At 32.7% G+C, this 19,031-nt stretch carries 14 protein-coding genes and 1 pseudogene; 3 read left to right on the top strand and 12 right to left on the bottom strand.

The window, feature by feature from the left end; all coding sequences use genetic code 11:
• Both Q0050_RS01260 and Q0050_RS01255 read right to left on the bottom strand, forming a co-directional pair.
• Positions 1-155, bottom strand: a pseudogene (locus Q0050_RS01260) (asparagine--tRNA ligase); the annotation flags it as partial.
• A 169-nt stretch (positions 156-324) separates the two neighbouring features.
• The gene (locus tag Q0050_RS01255; protein ID WP_298391864.1) at positions 325-2,745 is read right to left on the bottom strand and encodes an MMPL family transporter; all 2,421 of its coding nucleotides are present in this window, start codon (positions 2,743-2,745) and stop codon (positions 325-327) included.
• Positions 2,746-2,929: 184 nt separating this feature from the next.
• Between Q0050_RS01255 and Q0050_RS01250 the strand changes: the two genes are divergently transcribed.
• Complete coding sequence (locus Q0050_RS01250; RefSeq protein WP_298391862.1) at positions 2,930-5,197, top strand: cation:proton antiporter; 2,268 nt, start codon at positions 2,930-2,932, stop codon at positions 5,195-5,197.
• A 2-nt stretch (positions 5,198-5,199) separates the two neighbouring features.
• On the opposite strand, the gene Q0050_RS01245 is transcribed toward Q0050_RS01250, so the two are convergent.
• The 5 genes from Q0050_RS01245 to Q0050_RS01225 all read right to left on the bottom strand — a co-directional run bounded on the left by Q0050_RS01245 (position 5,200) and on the right by Q0050_RS01225 (position 11,543).
• Complete coding sequence (locus tag Q0050_RS01245) at positions 5,200-7,617, bottom strand: DUF5686 family protein (RefSeq protein ID WP_298391860.1); 2,418 nt, start codon at positions 7,615-7,617, stop codon at positions 5,200-5,202.
• Positions 7,618-7,783: 166 nt separating this feature from the next.
• Positions 7,784-9,184 carry a T9SS type A sorting domain-containing protein gene (locus tag Q0050_RS01240; RefSeq protein ID WP_298391858.1) on the bottom strand — a complete coding sequence of 467 codons (1,401 nt, stop codon included), beginning with the start codon at positions 9,182-9,184 and terminating at the stop codon, positions 7,784-7,786.
• Between the two features lie 160 nt (positions 9,185-9,344).
• Positions 9,345-9,905, bottom strand: coding sequence for a ribosome recycling factor (gene frr / locus Q0050_RS01235; RefSeq protein WP_298391856.1), 561 nt, complete (start codon positions 9,903-9,905; stop codon positions 9,345-9,347).
• Between the two features lie 33 nt (positions 9,906-9,938).
• Complete coding sequence (pyrH, locus tag Q0050_RS01230) at positions 9,939-10,646, bottom strand: UMP kinase (RefSeq protein ID WP_298391854.1); 708 nt, start codon at positions 10,644-10,646, stop codon at positions 9,939-9,941.
• A 117-nt stretch (positions 10,647-10,763) separates the two neighbouring features.
• Positions 10,764-11,543 (bottom strand): patatin-like phospholipase family protein, encoded by a 780-nt coding sequence (locus tag Q0050_RS01225; RefSeq protein WP_298391852.1) that lies wholly within the window; start codon positions 11,541-11,543, stop codon positions 10,764-10,766.
• Between the two features lie 94 nt (positions 11,544-11,637).
• Here Q0050_RS01225 and Q0050_RS01220 point away from each other — a divergent pair, with 94 nt between their 5' ends.
• Entirely contained in the window at positions 11,638-12,228 is a 591-nt protein-coding gene (locus Q0050_RS01220) for a thioredoxin family protein (RefSeq protein ID WP_298391850.1), read from the top strand.
• A gap of 4 nt (positions 12,229-12,232) precedes the next feature.
• Here the strand turns inward: Q0050_RS01220 and Q0050_RS01215 are convergent, their stop codons facing one another.
• The 5 genes from Q0050_RS01215 to Q0050_RS01195 all read right to left on the bottom strand — a co-directional run bounded on the left by Q0050_RS01215 (position 12,233) and on the right by Q0050_RS01195 (position 15,562).
• Entirely contained in the window at positions 12,233-12,835 is a 603-nt protein-coding gene (locus tag Q0050_RS01215; protein WP_298391849.1) for a hypothetical protein, read from the bottom strand.
• A gap of 2 nt (positions 12,836-12,837) precedes the next feature.
• Complete coding sequence (truB, locus tag Q0050_RS01210) at positions 12,838-13,524, bottom strand: tRNA pseudouridine(55) synthase TruB (protein ID WP_298391847.1); 687 nt, start codon at positions 13,522-13,524, stop codon at positions 12,838-12,840.
• Between the two features lie 3 nt (positions 13,525-13,527).
• The gene (locus Q0050_RS01205) at positions 13,528-14,337 is read right to left on the bottom strand and encodes an undecaprenyl-diphosphate phosphatase (protein WP_298391845.1); all 810 of its coding nucleotides are present in this window, start codon (positions 14,335-14,337) and stop codon (positions 13,528-13,530) included.
• An 81-nt stretch (positions 14,338-14,418) separates the two neighbouring features.
• Complete coding sequence (locus Q0050_RS01200; protein WP_298391843.1) at positions 14,419-14,667, bottom strand: DUF3098 domain-containing protein; 249 nt, start codon at positions 14,665-14,667, stop codon at positions 14,419-14,421.
• Between the two features lie 19 nt (positions 14,668-14,686).
• Positions 14,687-15,562: an ABC transporter permease gene (locus Q0050_RS01195; protein ID WP_298391841.1), complete on the bottom strand. Its 876-nt coding sequence runs from the start codon at positions 15,560-15,562 to the stop codon at positions 14,687-14,689.
• Positions 15,563-15,825: 263 nt separating this feature from the next.
• On the opposite strand from Q0050_RS01195, the gene Q0050_RS01190 reads away from it, so the two are divergent.
• Complete coding sequence (locus Q0050_RS01190; RefSeq protein ID WP_298391839.1) at positions 15,826-18,885, top strand: leucine--tRNA ligase; 3,060 nt, start codon at positions 15,826-15,828, stop codon at positions 18,883-18,885.
• Positions 18,886-19,031 lie beyond the last annotated feature (146 nt).

Here is a 19,031-nt window from a genome sequence, read left to right as displayed (position 1 = left end):
TCAAAATCGACTACACATTGAATATTATTAATTGTCGAACCATCGTTCAACGCTATAAATTGATTGTTTCTAAAAGTTCTAACCCAACCTTTTGCATTTACTTCATAATTCGCTTTCGAACTATTTAATAAGTCTTTAACTTTTGTATGTTTCATTATAAATATTAGATTTTAAATATTAAATATTAGATATGAATCTTATTGCAAATATAAATTATTCTACTGATTTAGCCCAGATATCTAATTGCTTTCGCATTTACCTTTTTATTTTTTTCTTTACAAAAAGAAAATGAGAGAGCAGATACTTAGATTAACTCCTGAAAAACTATTTATTTTTGTTTTCTAACTCGTCTAATTCTTCGTCGGTGTGCTCTAAAATATCAATTATTGGAGTTTTCAATTCTTGTTCGTTTGCCAATGTTTTGTTCAAAGTTAATACTAATGACGGAAGCAAAACTAAATTAGATAACATTCCGAAGAATAGTGTCAAAGCAACCAATCCGCCAAGAGCAATGGTTCCGCCAAAACTTGATAACATGAATACGGAAAATCCAAAGAACAAAACAATTGATGTATAAAACATACTGATTCCGGCATCGTCGAAAGTGGCAAAAACCGATTTTTTTATTTTCCAATCGTTTCTAGAAAGTTCTAAGCGGTATTGTGCTAAGAATCTCAAGGTGTCATCAACTGACATTCCGAAAGCAATTCCAAAAACCAAAATCGTTGATGGTTTTAACGGAATTCCTAAAAAGCCCATCAAACCAGCGGTCATTAACAGTGGCAATAAATTTGGAATGATAGAAACCAAAACCATTTTAAACGAGCGGAACATTATGGCAACTAAACCTGCTGTGATTAAAAATGCGAACAATAATGATGACAACAAATTATCTAATAAATATTTAGTTCCTTTTTGAAAAACCAAAGCTTTTCCGGTGATAATAACCTCATATTTTGGTGACGGAAATATTTTATTGATTTTGTTTCGAAGTTGTGCCTCGATTGATTTCATTTTTTCACCATTTTCATCTTTAATAAAAGTGGTGATTCGAGCAATACTTCCATCATTAGAAATATAACTTTTCAGTTGATTGTCTTTCGAATTTTTTAACGAATTTTTTATGTAAGGCAACAATGCAAACTCTTCATTTGGTGAAGGCAACGAGTAAAATTCTGGATTTCCGTTGTAGTAAGCTTGATTAAAACTTTTGGCAACATTAACGATTGACAATGGTTTAGAGAGTTCAGGAATGTCAGTTATGGTTTCTTCTAAATCTTCCATTCTTCGCAAATTGGTCAATTTCATAGCACCATTTTTCTTTTTGGTGTCAATCATTATTTCTAATGGCATTACACCATCAAATTCTTTTTCGAAGAAACGAATGTCATCAAAGAAGGCCGTTTTTTTAGGCATATCTTCAATAATACTTCCCGAAATTCTTATTTCATAAATTCCTATGATTCCAAACACAAGAAGAATTACCGCCGTTACATAAACTCCAACGCGATTGAATTTTACTGTGCGAACAATCCAGTTCATAAACGAGGTGAGATACTCTCTTTCTAAATGTCCTAAATGTCTTGGAATTGGCGCAGGAATGTAACTAAAGAAAATCGGAATTACGATTAAGCAAAGCAAATAAATTGCAATAATATTGATAGAAGTAACCACACCAAACTCTGACAATAAGGTGTTGTTTGTAGCAATAAAAGTAGCAAAACCAAAAGCAGTCGTTAAATTGGTCATCAACGTTGCTGTTCCGGTTTTTGTAATAACGCGTTGCAGTGCTTTGGCTTTATTGTGGTGTTTTTGATATTCTTGATGGTATTTATTTATTAGAAAAATACAGTTCGGAATTCCGATTACAATTACCAATGTTGGTACTAAAGCAGTTAAAACGGTGATTTCATATCCGAAAAGCGCAATGATGCCGAAAGACCACATTACACCGATTATTACTATAAGGAGCGAAATTAAAGTTGCCCTAAACGAACGAAAGAAGAAGAAGAAAATTAAAGAAGTGATTAGCAATGCAGCTCCAATAAATATTCCGATTTCGTCTACAATTGTTTTTGCGTTTAGTGTTCTAATATAAGGCATTCCTGAAGTGCGAAGGTCAATTCCAGTTTCTTTTTCGAATTTATCGATTTCAGGTATAAACTTTTTTAAGATGTATTCTTTTCTTGCAATAGTATTTACGATTTTTTTATCTAAATAAATAGCTGAACGAATAGCGCCTGATTTTTTATTGAACAACAATCCTTCATAAAAAGGCATTTTGTTAAACAATTCAGCTTTGATTTGTTTTAAATAATTTTCGTCAAGCGTTTTAGATTGATCTACTAAAGGTTTGAGTTCAAAGGTTTGTGAAGCATTGTTTTTACTGAGTTTTTGAAGGTTATCAACGGTAATCACTAAATCAATTTCTTTATCAGATTTGATTTTGTGCATCAATTCGCTCCATTTTTTATAAATGTCGGGAGTGAATAATTTTTTGTCTTTTGTGGCAATAACAATAAGGTTTCCCTCTTCACCAAAGTTTTTAAGGAACGTATTATAGTCAACATTTACTTTGTCATCAGCAGGAATTAAGTTGGCTTCAGTTTGAGTAAATTTCAAATTCTTCCACTGAAATGCCATTAGCATTGTAAACAATACAACTAGACACAAGAGTAAAATTCTATTTCTAAGGATAATTCGGGCAATTAATTCCCAAAAACCAATACCTAATAACTTTTTCATTTGAAATTTTAAAACGAGTGCAAAGGTAGTGAAAACCGCTTGGACTTAAAGAATTTAATGCTATCTTTTATGCTTAAATTTAACTAGAAAAGCAGGGATTTAAAATTTATATTAATTTTATAATATTGCGCCAATTTATAATTAAGTTTTCTCATATTTGTAGTGGAAAAAAGTGTTTTTTAAGATGAAGAAATTTAAAAATGGAATATTCTACATTGGTGTAACGGGCGGTTTTATAGCGCTAATGTTTTGGATTGTCACCAAAGGAAAAGATTTGGAAATTGGTCGCGATGTGATTACCAAAACGTCAAATGATACTTTTTTTGGTCAGTTTCTTAATTCATTGATACACAATCTTGAACATCCATTGGCTATCTTGTTGTTGCAGATTATTACCATTATCATTGTGGCTCGTTTTTTCGGATGGATTTTTAGAAAAATTGGTCAACCTAGCGTTATTGGTGAGATTATTGCCGGAATCTTTCTCGGTCCATCTGTTGTTGGAATGTATTTTCCTGAATATTCGTCACTGCTTTTTCCGAAAGAGTCATTAGGTAATTTACAATTCTTAAGTCAGATAGGTTTGATTCTTTTTATGTTCGTGATTGGAATGGAATTGGATTTAAAAGTATTAAAAAACAAAGCGAACGACGCAGTAGTTATTAGTCACGCAAGTATTGTATTTCCGTTTGCCTTAGGAATAGGATTGTCTTATTTTATTTATTATAAATTTGCGCCCGAAGGCGTTGAATTTCTATCTTTCAGTTTGTTTATGGGAATTGCTATGAGTATCACGGCGTTTCCGGTTTTGGCAAGAATTGTTCAAGAACGAGGAATTCACAAAACCAAACTCGGAACCATCGTTATAACCTGTGCTGCAGCCGACGATATCACAGCTTGGTGTTTGCTTGCAGCAGTTATAGCCATTGTAAAAGCAGGAACATTTGTGAGTTCGTTATACATCATTTTATTAGCGACTTTTTATGTGTTAATGATGCTTTTCTTGGTGAAACCATTCTTGAAAAAGATTGGAGACTTATATGCTACCAGAGATAATTTAAGCAAACCTGTTGTTGCCATATTTTTGCTGACCTTAATAATTTCATCTTATTTAACTGAAATTATCGGAATTCATGCACTTTTCGGAGCTTTTATGACTGGTGCAATTATGCCAGACATCATCAATATCAGAAAAATATTTATTGAAAAAGTTGAAGATGTAGCACTGATTTTATTACTTCCATTATTTTTTGTTTTTACCGGTTTGCGCACACAAATAGGTTTGATAAATGACATTTATTTATGGAAAGTTACTGGCTTAATTATCCTTGTGGCGGTTGTCGGAAAATTTGTGGGTAGTGCTCTTGCAGCAAAATTCGTGGGGCAAAATTGGCGTGATAGTTTAACAATTGGTGCCTTGATGAATACTCGTGGATTGATGGAATTAGTTGTACTTAATATTGGCTACGACTTAGGTGTGCTTTCTGCGGAAGTTTTTACAATGATGGTGATAATGGCCTTGTTTACAACCTTTATGACTGGACCAGCAATTGATTTTATTAATTATATTTTTAAGCGAAGAGAAGTTATTATTCCTACCGAGATTAGTAACAGTAATTTTAAAATATTAATTTCTTTCGGGAATAATGAAAAAGGAAAATCGCTTCTTCGTTTGGCCAATAGTTTTGTCAAAAAGCAGAAAGAGAATTGCAATGTTACTGCTTTGCATTTGTCTTTGAGTGATGAGGTGCATTCTTACAACCTAGAAGAATATGAAAAAGAAACTTTTGAACCAATACTTGAAGAATCACAGGTGTTGAATCAAAAATTAACCACGATATTTAAATCTACTATAGATATTGAGAATGATATCGCTGATATTGCCGTTAGAGGAGAATATGATTTGGTACTAGTTGGTTTAGGAAAATCAATTTTTGAAGGTTCGTTTCTAGGAAAAGTTTTAGGATTTACCACACGACTTATAAACCCTGACCGATTATTAGATAAATTTACCGGAAAAGAAGGTTTGTTTGTCAATTCACCATTTGATGATCGAACACGTTTAGTGATTTCTAAAACTAAAAAACCACTTGGTATTTTAATTGATAAAGATTTAGTAAAAGTTGAAAATGTATTTGTTCCAATATTTGGTTCAGAAGATGCTTTTTTGATGGAATATTCTCAAAAATTAATTTATAACAACGATACCAAAATCACTATTTTAGACATTAACAATCAGGTTAAAAATAATTTTGTTATTGAAAATGCTATAAGTACGCTTCAAAATTCTTTTGTAGATAGAATTACAACTATTGATGAAACTCAAATGAAAGCTGGTTTTCTTTTACAACAAGACATGATGATGATATCACTTGAAAGTTGGAAAAATTTAGTAGATTCTGAAAGTGTTTGGTTAAGTAATATTCCGTCGGTTTTGATTATTAAGCCTTGAAACTAAAACCCTAAATCCAAAACATAGCTCAATTTTAAAGCAAAATTATCTTCAAATTTTGGTAAAGCATTTGGACCATATCTCATAAAAAAGGTCAATCCAAATCCTTTGAAAATTTGGTTGACTTCAACGCCACTTTCAAAAAAACCTCGCTCCATCGTTTTGTATTTTAAGCCAATGTGTTGTTCTGGTTTATCCATTTCGCCCCAAGCCATTCTTGTTACGACTGAAATTAATGGTTTAATTTTATAAGCTAATCTAACTTTATTGAACGTATGTTTTACGTGAAAACTCACATATTTGCTAGAGAAAAATTCATTAAAAAACATTGTTTCAAAACTGTTTTTTCCGGCAAATGTAATTCGTTTAAACAATGTTTCACGATTTAAATTGTTGGGTGCAATACTGTATAAATGCGTTAAAGGAACGTCTCCAAAGGCAAATCCGCTTTGAAAAATTAACGAAGTATTTTGTCCTGATAGATAAGGTATTTCGTGTGTTATTCGCAAATCAATTTTTGAAAAATCAAAATCGCTGTCTAGAATATTTTCAAATGATTTTGTAAACTGAAAAGAGAATTTGGGGAACCTTTTCTCGATTTCTAGTCGTCCTGAAGAAGTTTGCATGTAACTACTAAACGGATTCCATTGAATGGCAAACTGCGCTGTTGTCATCTTATATTCAGCATACGATTTATCATTGGTATTGAACGTATAATCAAAAAGCGGTTGGACTTCCGATCGTGCAAGCCCAAAATAAATTTCGGTTTTCGGAACATACTTACTTTCTATAAACGATGCATAGGTTTTGTTACTATAAAAAGTTGAAATATTAATTGGTCGCGGATCATAAATTTTGAAACGGCGTGTTTGTGTAGCAAATTGAATTTGACCAATTTCACTTAAATCTTCGACATAAGAAGCGCTTAACCAGGTATTGGTTTCTTTGTTTAATAGATATGAAGGCGTTATTCCGTATTTTAATTTGTCATCTTTAAATCCGTAGGCAACATAACCGTTGATTTTGTATTTATTGGATAATTTGTTGTTAGTTGTACCGCCAATTCCAAGTCTAAATCCTTCATAATTGTTGTATTTAACTAAGGTTTTTAAATCAATATCTATAAAACTCACAGGTACATAACCATTGATTATTTTTTTGCCTAAAAATATTTTTTCTTCAATATTTTCGGCCAACGACAAGCTGTCTAGATTGGTATACGTGCGCAGTTTTCTTCGGTCTAAAGTGTCTTTTTTTAACGATTGCCAATAAGAATCAGGTTTTGACATACTTGCGTCAGGAACATCAATTTTTATACTTGGTGTTTTAAATGCAACAGCTTCATTTATTTTAATATCATAAGGTGTTGATTCTAGCTTAAGATACATTTGATCGGTGGCATCTTTTTGAAGTCCTTCGATACTAGAATTAAATTTAATAGTGCCACCTAATACTTTTAAATCTTCGCTATTATTTCCTTTTACAACAATAAATTTTCTTTTTTCCGGAAACCATACTTTGTGATCTTTTAGATAATTAAAAGTATAAGTTGCATTGATGTTTATAATTCCATAAATTCGGTAGAATGCTTTTGCGATGGCAAAATTTTCAGCGTCAACATATAACAAACCACGAAGCTTATCTGAATTTAATTTTTTAGGTTGAAAATAAATTCGGTAAACGGTTCGATTTTGAATTTTTACAGTATCAATGATTTTGAAAACAAATAATTTTCTTCCATAGTTCGAAATCGGATTCCGAATTGGAATTTCTAAAATTTCTAAGCTGTTTTCATATAAGGAGTAAGAAACTAAATTAAGTCCTAAATATTCGTAAAGAGGTTTTTTGAAACCTGCCATTCTTGATGCAATTACGGTTTCTTTGGTACCATAATTATTGTGCTGAAGTAAATTAACTTTTTCGGTTTGATAGATATGTTGTTTTTCTACGAGTTTTTTAAACTTATAATTGGTTGAGTCAAATTGCATTTTCTTTTTGCCAAAAAGTGACTTTTTGTAGATTGTATCAATTTTGTTTGAAATAGAATCGGGATTAGCCGTTACTAATAAATGTTCGTAATTTTTATATTCAAAAGTATTTAAAGCTTTTTCAGGTTGGTTGTTTTTCTTGTTTTCAATAACTTTTTTAATGATAAGATTTACCTGATTTTCTGAAAAAATTTCTTTTTCTTTCATGGTGTTGTTATTCACCATTTTTATTAAAAGAAATTTTGCGCCAACTGTTAAATAGTAGTTTTTATCATAATAACCTTTATAAGAGATGACTATTGGTTTTTTGTCGTCTTTAATTTCAAGGTTGAATTTGCCTTCCCAATTGGAAGTTATGGTTTTATTGTTATAAGTTATTTTTGCAAAAGCTATTGGTACAGTAGTATCATAATCAATAACTTGACCTTTCATTATAGTTTGCGAAAAAGCAAAATTGCAAAAAAGAAGCAGCCAAAAAATGCAAAAATTTCTCATTAAGTTGATTTTGTTTCAATCGTTTAAACGAATAGTGACAAATGTAGGAATAAAAAAATCCGCTCGAACTATCGAACGGATTTTAATATACATTTAACGAAAATTACTCCTTCACCAATTTTTTACTAACAACTGCACTTTCATTGTTTTTTAAAACAACTACATAAGTGCCTTTTTCTAGTGATGAAATATTTAGAATTGCAGAAAAATTTGTTGCTTCAAGAGGTTGTTCTTTATGTACAACTCTACCAGTTATGTCATAAATAATAATAGTGTTGACGTTAATTGTACCTTGATAACGTATTCTTACTTCTGAACTTGTTGGATTTGGGCTTAGTACTACATTATTTTGTATTGTTTTATACTCATTATTTGCTAAGGTACATCCAGCTATGTTTAATAAACCTGGTGAAGTTGTAGAAGTAGCTGTACCATTACCCAATTGAGCATAAGTATTATCACCCCAAGTGTAAACACCACCATTTGTTTTCATTGCTACAACGTGGTAACGACCAGCAGAAACCGTTGCCCAATTACTATCTGTGCCAATTTGGGTAGGTGTAAAAGTATTGGTTGTTGAACCATTACCCAACTGACCATAATCATTTTTACCCCAAGCCCACAAAGTACCATCGGTTTTGATGCCTAATGTGAACTGATCACCACCAGTAATTTCCTTCCAGTTACCAGCAATTTGATTTGGGACTGAACCGGCATAAGAAGAATTAGGATCAATACCTCTTTCACCTTCACCTCCGCAACCCCAAGCCCAAAGTGTACCATTTGTTTTCAAAGCTAGCATATGTCCAAAACCTGCGTTTATAGTTTTCCAGTCGGTATCAGGAAATCGTTGTGTTGGTGTTTGCCAAACCGATACCGAACTATCTCCTAACATAAAACAGATATTCTGACCCCAAGCCCAAAGTGTGCCGTTATTTTTTAAAGCAAAACTAGAACTAACTTTTGAAACAGCAACCATTTTCCAGTCGGTGGCCGTACCTATTTGTACTGGACTTAATACATTAGCACAACACGTGCCAATACCAGTTTGATAAAAATCATTTTGGCCCCAACCCCAAATGGTATTGTCGGCTCTAATACCTATAGTTTGTGAAGTACTGCCAGCAATTTCTTTCCAATTGGTGGCAGTACCAACTTGGACAAACACATCTGAGCCAAGAGCAGTAGTTCCTATTCCTAAACTTCCATAAACATTATAACCTGTTGCCCATAATGTTCCATTTGTTTTTATAGCAAAAGTATTTCCATTACCATTTGAGATATAACTCCAATCTGCTGTTGTGGCTAATTGTATTGGTTCATATTCGTCAAAATTAGTACCATTATTTAGTTGGCCATTACTACCATTACCCCAACCCCAAATTGTGCCATTAGGTTTTATAGCTACTCCATTAAATGCGCCAGCATTTGCTTTAGTAAAACATTGTCCGTAATTATTTAAAGTAGTTAAAAAGGCTATCAATAAAAAAAGATTTTTTTTCATGATTACTCATTTATTAGTTTTTGTTGAAAGAGGTTGTAGTTGCTAGTTTTCGAAGATATTAAAATTTTTATAATTATCACTAAGTAGTTTTACGTGATTTTTAAAAATAAAAAAATCCGCTCGAACTATCGAACGGATTTTAATATACATTTAACGAAAATTATACTTTCATTATTTCAGCTTCTTTTTGAACCAAATGCTCTTCTACTTTTTTAATGAAACTGTCGGTTAGCTTTTGAATAGTTTCTTCAGCTACTTTACAAACATCTTCAGAAACACCTTCTTTTTCTTGTTTTTTGATGTCGGAATTGGCATCTTTTCTATGGTTACGAATTCCAATTTTAGCATCCTCAGCTTCGGCTTTGGCTTGTTTTACTAAATCACGACGACGTTCTTCTGTAAGTGGTGGAACACTGATAATGATTAAATCACCATTATTCATTGGGTTAAAACCTAAATTAGCAATCATAATTGCCTTCTCAATAGGTTGTAACATGTTTTTTTCATAAGGTTGAATTGTAATAGTTCTTGCATCAGGAACATTCACATTTGCAATTTGCGAAAGTGGTGTTTGTGAACCATAGTACTCAACAAAAACACTTCCTAGCATTTGTGGTGATGCTTTTCCGGCACGAATATTTAAAAAAGATTTTTCTAAGTGTGCTACCGAACCGTTCATCGCTTCTTTAGCTTCATCAATTATAAAGTCAATTTCTTCCATTGTATTTCAGATTTTATTCTAAAAGTTTTTTAATTATATATTCACTACTGTTCCAACACTTTCGCCTTCACAGATTTTTAGTAGGTTTCCCTTTTTGTTCATATCAAATACCACGATTGGTAATTTGTTTTCTTGGCTTAAAGTAAAAGCTGTTGTGTCCATTACGTTCAACCCTTTTTTAAGAACGTCATCAAAAGAGATGTAATCAAATTTTACTGCCGTTTTATCTTTTTCAGGATCGGCTGTGTAAACTCCATCAACTCTAGTTCCTTTTAAAATCACATCGGCGTGTACTTCAACACCACGCAAAACAGCCGCAGTGTCTGTTGTGAAATACGGATTTCCTGTTCCTGCTCCAAAGATTACAATTCTTCCTTTTTCTAGATGACGTACTGCTCTTCTTTTGATATAAGGTTCAGCAATAGCTTCAATTTTTAGTGCTGTTTGTAAACGAGTTAACATTCCTTTATCTTCTAGTGCGCCTTGAAGAGCCATTCCGTTAATAACAGTTGCTAACATTCCCATATAATCACCTTGCACTCGGTCCATTCCGTTACTTGCTCCAGCAACACCTCTAAAGATATTTCCGCCACCAATAACAATAGCAATTTCTACTCCTTTGTCGTGAATTTGTTTGATTTCTTCTGCATATTCGGCCAAAATCTTAGGGTCAATTCCATATTGTCTTTCGCCCATTAATGCTTCGCCACTCAGTTTTAGAAGTATTCTTTTGTATTTCATTTATTCTGAATTTATTTCAGAATCTCATCTTTTTAAGATTCTTATTATTGTTTTTAGTTGTGTAATTCTTGTGCAAATATAGTTAATATATGATTTTGTGAAATAGTAATTTAAAAATTATACAGTCAATTGTTCAAATGATTTTTTTGCTGCTTGATATCCAATTTCAAAAATGGCATCCATTTTAATTTTACTCGTTTCAAAGGTACTGAAGTGGACCAATTCTTCAGGTTCAATAACCCAGTCGCAGTGATTAAACTTTTGGAAATTAGAATTTGCCGAAAGCAAATCAAATGCTCGTGTGGTAACTGATTTAATCGAGTTTAAATCTTTAGCTTCGATCTTTTGAATCGGACTTACATATACACCAATAATTGTATCACATCTTCCGTGTAAAATATCGGTCGGAAAATGATTTAAAATACCACCGTCACTGTACAAATTTCCATAAACTTCATAAGGTGAAATTACGCCAGGAACGGCTGAAGAGGCTAAAACGGCATCAACAATTCGGGTACTGTTGTTGAAAATTTTTAGTTTTCCTTTGACCATATCTGTGGCGGTAATTTGCATTGGTATATTCAAATCACACATTTTATGGTCTTTAAAAATTTCTTCAAAATATTTTATAAACGATTCTGAATCTATGATGCCTGCTTTTTTTAGCGTAAAATGTTTCCAATGAAAAAAGTAAATTGATTTAAAAAAACTCAAAATTTCTTCGGGAGTTTTACCCCAAGAATATAAAGCACCAACGATGGCACCAGCGCTGCTTCCGGCTATTTGTGATGGTTTTATATTTAGTTCATCCAAAAATTTTAAAACGCCTGCGTGTGCAAGTCCTTTAGAACCACCACCAGATAATGCTAATCCGATTGATTTTGATTGTAAATCCATAGGTGTTTTTTGTTTAGATACTTCAAGTGTAATCTGTGTTACATTTAGTATGTAAAAATAATACTAATTTTGTGGAATAAATTTAAAAAAAGAAATGAAATCAATTATAGCCAATAGTCTAAAAAATAGTTTTTCGTACCCAGAATATAGAGCACACGTTTCGAATTTAGCAACTCAAAATAAAACTACTGGAAACGAACAACGCGAGGATTTAATTCATTACACGCAATTAAACGAAACGCGAATGAATAGATTAGACAAAACTATGGAGGTGATTGAAGAAGTAAAATTGGTTTTAAATAATTTAAACAAACAATACACTTGGTTGGTACTTTCAGAAAGTTGGTGTGGTGACGCTGCGCAAATACTTCCTATTATTAACAAAATGGCAGCGGTTTCAGAAAAAATAGATTTAAGAATTGTGTTACGTGACGATAATGAAGATTTAATGAATTTGTTTTTAACCAATGGAACAAAGTCTATACCTAAATTAATTATTTTGGAAAATGAAACTAGTGAGGTTATTAATGTTTTCGGACCACGACCAAATGCCGCTAAACAACTCATTTTAGATTATAAAGCATTACACGGAATGGTAGATGAAACTGCTAAAATTGAATTGCAAAAATGGTATTTGAACGATAAAGGGATGTCGACTCAAAAGGAAATCATTGCGTTGCTGTAAGTCTTTATTTATATGTTGGAATTGCTATTCCTAAGCTGAAACTTCCGGTGTTTTCAATATTGCGAACACCAAAACCGTTTAAACTAACATCAGCAAAAAGTAGAAAGTCATCATCTCCAAATCCTATTCGAAACTTATTGTAATATCCTGAGAGATTGCCTCGACCTATCGCAAAAGATTTTCCATAACCATATTGAAGTAAAATGGAGTTTTCGTCTGAAATTCTAGGCGTTAAAACTATTGAACCATAAACAGGAACGCTGAATAACTTTTGTTGTGCAACAACGTCAAATCCGGCGTTTAAACTAAATACAATCCATTCGCTGAAATGAATTCCGTAACCAAATTTGGCTCCGATTCCGTCGGGTAGAAACCAATAGTCGCTGCGATTTCCGTTTTCATCGACTTCGCCATAAGTTTCATTACCACGAAAAGGAATACTAAAGTCATAAATAAAAAATTGGCCATTATCTGATAACGCTTTTGGTTTTTCTTGTTCGTTATAAGATTCTAAATGACTTTTTGAAACTTGCAGACTGTCTTTTTTCACTTGAGCTATCAAAAGAGATGGAAGTAAAAATACTATAAATAAGAACAACTTTTTCATAGTTAAAAAAGGTCTAATGCTTCGGGCGAATGTCCGTTTTCAACTGAATAATCTCCAATTTTTGTTCTACGTAATTTAGATAAATAGCCACCAGATTGTAATGCACTACCAAAATCAAAAGCTATAGAGCGAATATAAGTGCCTTTGCTGCATTGAATTCTAAAGTCAATTTCAGGAAGTGCAATTCGTGTGATTTCAAATTCGTAAATCGTAGTTTTTCTTGAGGTAATTTCAACTTCAATTCCTTCGCGAGCACTTTCGTACAGTCGTTTTCCATCTTTTTTTATGGCCGAAAAAACAGGTGGTTTTTGGTCAATTTCACCAAGAAATTGTTTGGTAGTTTCAAGTACTAAAGCTTCTGTAATATGTTCCGTAGGAAATGTTGCATCAACAGCTGTTTCTAAATCATAACTTGGAGTAGTTGCTCCAACAGTTATTGTGCCAGTATATTCTTTGGTTTGTGATTGAATTTCAGTAATTCGTTTGGTGAATTTACCGGTGCAAATAATTAGTAATCCGGTTGCTAATGGATCTAAAGTTCCGGCGTGACCGATTTTAAATTTTTTAGGAAGTTCATATTTCCTTATTAAATGATATTTCAATTTATTCACCGCCTGAAAAGAACTCCAAGTCAATGGTTTATCAATTAAAAGAACTTGACCTTCAAGAAAATCTTCTGCTGTTTTCAAATTTTATTTGTTTAAAGAAAAATAAGTCAATAAAATAATTCCAGCAATAATTCTGTAATAACCCCAAGGTTTAAAGCCATATTTTTTAATGATTCCGATGAAGAATTTTATTGCAATTATGGCCACAACAAAGGCGACAATATTTCCGATTAGAAACAATTTTAAATTATCACTTGATTGTGTTAACAATTCGTATCCTTTTAATTGTGAAACTTCATAAGTTTTAAGGAAAAGAGAATAAGTAGTTACAGCCAACATCGTTGGAACTGCGAGAAAAAAAGAGAATTCGGCAGCGGTTTCTCTTGTTAATCCTTGTTGCATTCCTCCAATTATTGATGCAGCCGAACGACTTGTTCCTGGCATCATCGCTAAACATTGCCAAAAACCAATAGTTACCGCTTTTTTTATAGTGATGTCTTCTTCGTTAGCAATAGTTGGGCTGTTAAATCGACCGTCAATAAATAGCAAAACAATTCCGCCAAGAATTAAAACGATGGCAATTGGAATCGGATTTCCTAAAACGGCATCAATTTTATCATCAAATATTTTTCCTAAGATTAAAGCAGGTATTACGGCACAAGCCAATTTGATATAGAAATTGATTTTTTTGAAGTCAAAAAACTTTTTCCAATACAAAACAACAACTGCGAGAATGGCTCCAAATTGAATTGAAACTTGAAATAATTTTACAAAATCGTCCTCTTGAATACCAAAGAACGAGCTTGTAAAAATCATATGAGCTGTTGAAGAAACCGGCAAATATTCTGTTAATCCTTCTACTATTGCAATAAGAATTGCTTGAAGTAAATCCATTTTTTTGTAATTAGCGATTAGTGACTAGTCAAGAAGTAATTAATGAATAGAATTAAAAAACTATTCACTATTTATCATTCACTATTTACTAGATTTAGGATTTTTAAAAATCGAATAAATGGTTACACCAAATCCTAGTAAAACAACTGTTGGTGCTAATCTAATTCTTCTAAAACTAAACAACTCTGCTTCATTAAATACTTTTGGATCATCACTGCCGCCACCAGCCATTAAAATAAATCCAACTGCAATCACTGCAATTCCTATCAAAAGAAATTTATAATTGATTTGATCAAAAAGAAAGTCTGGTTTTTGTTCGTTATTTTTCATTTATGCTGAGAGTTTAAAATTAGTAAAGATCGTCGGTTCTTAAGTTTAAAAAACGTTGGGTTGCAAAGTGCGTACTGATCCAAGTGATTAACACACCAAGAACTAACACACCTAATAATACTATAATGGTTAGTTCGATATCTTTAAAAATATCTAAAGCAGGATAATTACTAGAAACATAAAAAAGAACACCTAACAATGCGAAAACGGCTAGAATAGCGCCAATAACACCAAGAATAATGCTTCGTTTTACAAATGGTTTTCTAATAAAGGCTTTGGTTGCTCCAACCATTTGCATCGTTTTAATGATAAATCTATTGGCATAGATAGAAAGTCGCATCGAACTATTAATTAATAAAACCGATATAAAAGCAAAAACGCCACTAACAATTAAAACCCACATACTAATGGTTTTTACATTATCGTTAACCAAAGTAATCAATTGTTTGTCATAAACAACATCGGCAACTAACGGGTTTTTACGAATTTGACTTTCAACTTTAGAAAAACCTGGATTGGTTACATAATCTGCTTTGAGGTGAATATCATAGGAATTTTGCAACGGATTAACTCCTAAAAACTGCATGAAATCTTCACCAATCACTTCTTTGTGTTGTTTTGCAGCTTCTTCTTTAGAAACATATTTAAAATCTTTAGCAAATTTTCCGGCGGTCATTTCGGCTTCAAATTGCTTGAAAATGGTATCGTTAGCTTCATTTTTAAAGAAAACAGTCATTACAATATCTTCCTTAAAATTATCAGATAAGCGTTTGGAGTTGATGATAAAAAGACCTAACATTCCTAACAAAAAAAGAACTAAGAATACACTCATCACAACCGAAACATAGGATGTAATTACTCTTCTTTTTTGGAATTTATCGAAATTTGATGACATATATTGTATTTTAAGCCGTAAAAATAATAAAGAATTTGTTTATTCATAGTTTATAACGTTTAAAGTTTTGAGTTTAGTACAATAAATGTAAATTTGTGACCAATTAGCGTAAACATTAACTTTCGATTAACTTTCAAGGTTTTAGCCTAAATTTTTATCAAAGTAAATTCTTACAAGTTATTGGGTTTCGATAACCAAAATTTTGTAATTAATTAAAACAAAACTAAGTCAATCACAATCGCAACGATTCAGAATCTTAACATATGAAATACCATCACGAAAAAGTAGAAGCCAAATGGCAAAAATATTGGGCAGATCATCAAACTTTTGCTGCATCTAATAACAGCGAAACCCGAGGCGAAGCCGAACTGAACGTAGTTAAACCAAAATATTATGTTTTGGATATGTTTCCTTATCCATCAGGTGCAGGTTTGCATGTTGGTCATCCATTAGGATACATTGCTTCCGATATTGTGGCTCGATTTAAACGTCACAAAGGTTTTAATGTTTTGCATCCGCAAGGATATGATTCGTTTGGTTTGCCTGCCGAACAATATGCGATTCAAACAGGACAACATCCTGAAAAAACTACTCGTGAGAATATTACACGTTACCGTGAACAACTAGATAAAATCGGATTTTCATTTGATTGGAGTAGAGAAGTGCGCACATCTAATCCAGATTATTACAAGCATACGCAATGGATTTTCATTCAGTTGTTCAATTCTTGGTACAATAAAAAAACCGATCAAGCCGAACACATTTCAACCTTAATAACCATTTTTGAAATGGCAGGAAATTCAACGGTACAAGCAGTTTGCGATGATAATGTTGAAATATTTTTTCCGTCAGATTGGAAGTTTTATACAGATGAGGAAAAGCAAAAAATTCTTTTAAAATATAGATTAACCTACTTAGCAGAAACCGAAGTAAATTGGTGTCCGGCTTTAGGAACCGTTTTGGCCAACGACGAAATTGTTAACGGAGTTTCAGAACGTGGTGGTCATCCGGTTATTCGTAAAAAAATGACACAATGGTCGATGCGAATTTCTGCTTATGCCGAACGATTATTGCAAGGTTTAGAAACTATAGATTGGAGTGAATCGATAAAAGAATCACAACGAAATTGGATTGGAAAATCGGTTGGAGCTTCGGTAGATTTCAAATTGAAAGATTCAGATAAATTAATTTCAGTTTTCACAACAAGACCTGATACTATTTTTGGAGTTACGTTTATGACTTTGGCTCCAGAACATGAATTGGTTTCAGAAATCACAACTCCAGAACAAAAAGCGGCGGTTGAAGCTTATGTTGATGCAACTGCTAAACGTTCTGAAAGAGAACGAATGGCCGACGTAAAAACCATTTCAGGAGTTTTCACTGGTGCGTTTGCCGAACATCCGTTTACAAAAGAACCAATTCCGGTTTGGATTGGCGATTACGTTTTGGCTGGTTATGGAACAGGTGCAGTTATGGCAGTTCCGTGTGGTGACGAACGTGATTATGCTTTCGCAAATTTCTTTAAAGGTCAAAACGGAATGCCCGAAATCAAAAATATTTTCAATCAAGATATTTCTGAAGCGGCTTATGGAGAAAAAGGTGGTTTCGAATTAGTAAATTCAGATTTCTTAAACGGATTGGGTTACAAAGAAGGAACGAAAAAAAGTATCGAAGAGCTAGAGAAAATCCATCAAGGTAAAGGCAAAACCAATTACCGTTTGCGCGATGCTGTTTTTTCTCGTCAAAGATATTGGGGTGAACCATTTCCGGTGTATTATGTGAACGGATTGCCACAGATGATTGATGCCAAACATTTACCAATTGTTTTGCCAGAAGTGGAGAAATATTTGCCAACCGAAGACGGACAACCACCGCTAGGAAACGCAACAACATGGGCTTGGGATAGCGAGCAGTGTTCAGTAGTTAGTAATCAGTTGATAGATAACGTTAAAATTTTTCCTTTAGAATTGAACACGATGCCAGGTTGGGCAGGAAGTTCTTGGTATTGGATGCGTTATATGGATGCGCACAATGAAAACGAATTTGCCTCAGCCGAAGCACTAAAATATTGGGAAAACGTAGATTTATATATTGGCGGAAGCGAACACGCAACCGGACATTTATTATATTCTCGTTTTTGGAACAAATTTCTAAAAGACAAAGGTTACGCTCCAACAGAAGAACCATTCAAAAAATTGATCAATCAAGGAATGATTTTGGGAATGAGTGCGTTTGTTTATAGAGCTTATTTTGACGTAACTTGGGTTGAACAAGACAACTCAACTAATGAGATGACTGAACTATTTAAAAAATTAATAAATGAAAATCCAATTCTTTTTTCTAAGGGCATTAAAGAAAGTATCGAAAGAGGAAATGTTACAGATGAAATAAATCAAAGAATTTCAGAAATTGAAAAGAAGTTTGAGGTTTTAATAACTAATAAAATATCAAATTTAGAAAGTTGTGGTGTTAGTGTGAAATTTGATTTTACTCCTATCCACGTTGATTTATCAGTGATAAATGATATTACCAATGAATTAAACATTGAAGCATTTAAAAACCATCCACTATATTCTGATTATAAAGATGCAGAATTCATTTTAGAAGATGGAAAATACATTGTTGGTCGTGAGGTAGAAAAAATGTCAAAATCCAAATACAACGTTGTCAATCCAGATGATATTTGTACTGATTATGGCGCGGATACTTTGCGTTTGTATGAAATGTTTTTGGGTCCGTTAGAGCAAGCAAAACCTTGGAATACTGCTGGAATTACAGGAGTTTCAGGTTTCTTGAAGAAGTTATGGCGTTTGTATTTTGATGAAAATACTGGTTTGAATGTAACTAACGATGAACCTACGGCAGAAATGTACAAGTCATTACATAAAACCATTAAGAAAGTTACTGAAGATATCGAGAATTTCTCGTTCAATACTTCGGTTTCACAGTTCATGATTTGTGTAAACGAATTGGCACAAATGAAATGCCATCACAGAGCGATTCTAGAACCATTAGCGATTTTGGTTTCACCATATGCACCACATATTGCCGAAGAATTATGGAATCAATTAGGTAATGAAGGTTCGGTTTCAACTGTGGCTTTCCCAATATGTGAAGAAAAATATTTAGTAGAATCTGAAAAAGAATATCCGGTTTCATTTAATGGCAAAATGCGTTTTACTATTAAACTACCTTTAGATTTAACCGTTCCGCAAATTCAAGAAATTGTAATGGCCGACGAAAGAACGATAAAACAATTAGACGGAAAAACTCCTAATAAAGTAATCATCGTTCCGGGAAAAATCATCAATTTGGTGGGATAATTTTTTCAATTATTATTTACCGCAAATTCGCAAATAACTTTATTGAAATTTGCGAATTTGCTGTTTTTTATAGCTATTGTTTTTATTTTCAAAACAATAAACGTTAGATGATTTATAATTTAAAGTTAAAAAGCAATTACATCCTA

Origin of the sequence: Flavobacterium sp., assembly GCF_027483985.1 — a bacterium.
In the GTDB taxonomy this organism is placed as follows: Bacteria; Bacteroidota; Bacteroidia; order Flavobacteriales; family Flavobacteriaceae; genus Flavobacterium.
This window is presented reverse-complemented; position numbering and strand designations above follow the sequence as displayed.

What these genes read in the sequence shown, in the direction of transcription:
- Q0050_RS01255 (WP_298391864.1), bottom strand. Translation starts at nt 2,745, where the DNA reads ATGAAAAAGTTATTAGGTATTGGTTTTTGGGAATTAATTGCCCGAATT.
- Q0050_RS01250 (WP_298391862.1), top strand. Translation starts at nt 2,930, where the DNA reads ATGAAGAAATTTAAAAATGGAATATTCTACATTGGTGTAACGGGCGGT.
- Q0050_RS01245 (WP_298391860.1), bottom strand. Translation starts at nt 7,617, where the DNA reads ATGAAAGGTCAAGTTATTGATTATGATACTACTGTACCAATAGCTTTT.
- Q0050_RS01240 (WP_298391858.1), bottom strand. Translation starts at nt 9,184, where the DNA reads ATGAAAAAAAATCTTTTTTTATTGATAGCCTTTTTAACTACTTTAAAT.
- frr (WP_298391856.1), bottom strand. Translation starts at nt 9,905, where the DNA reads ATGGAAGAAATTGACTTTATAATTGATGAAGCTAAAGAAGCGATGAAC.
- pyrH (WP_298391854.1), bottom strand. Translation starts at nt 10,646, where the DNA reads ATGAAATACAAAAGAATACTTCTAAAACTGAGTGGCGAAGCATTAATG.
- Q0050_RS01225 (WP_298391852.1), bottom strand. Translation starts at nt 11,543, where the DNA reads ATGGATTTACAATCAAAATCAATCGGATTAGCATTATCTGGTGGTGGT.
- Q0050_RS01220 (WP_298391850.1), top strand. Translation starts at nt 11,638, where the DNA reads ATGAAATCAATTATAGCCAATAGTCTAAAAAATAGTTTTTCGTACCCA.
- Q0050_RS01215 (WP_298391849.1), bottom strand. Translation starts at nt 12,835, where the DNA reads ATGAAAAAGTTGTTCTTATTTATAGTATTTTTACTTCCATCTCTTTTG.
- Q0050_RS01205 (WP_298391845.1), bottom strand. Translation starts at nt 14,337, where the DNA reads ATGGATTTACTTCAAGCAATTCTTATTGCAATAGTAGAAGGATTAACA.
- Q0050_RS01200 (WP_298391843.1), bottom strand. Translation starts at nt 14,667, where the DNA reads ATGAAAAATAACGAACAAAAACCAGACTTTCTTTTTGATCAAATCAAT.
- Q0050_RS01195 (WP_298391841.1), bottom strand. Translation starts at nt 15,562, where the DNA reads ATGTCATCAAATTTCGATAAATTCCAAAAAAGAAGAGTAATTACATCC.
- Q0050_RS01190 (WP_298391839.1), top strand. Translation starts at nt 15,826, where the DNA reads ATGAAATACCATCACGAAAAAGTAGAAGCCAAATGGCAAAAATATTGG.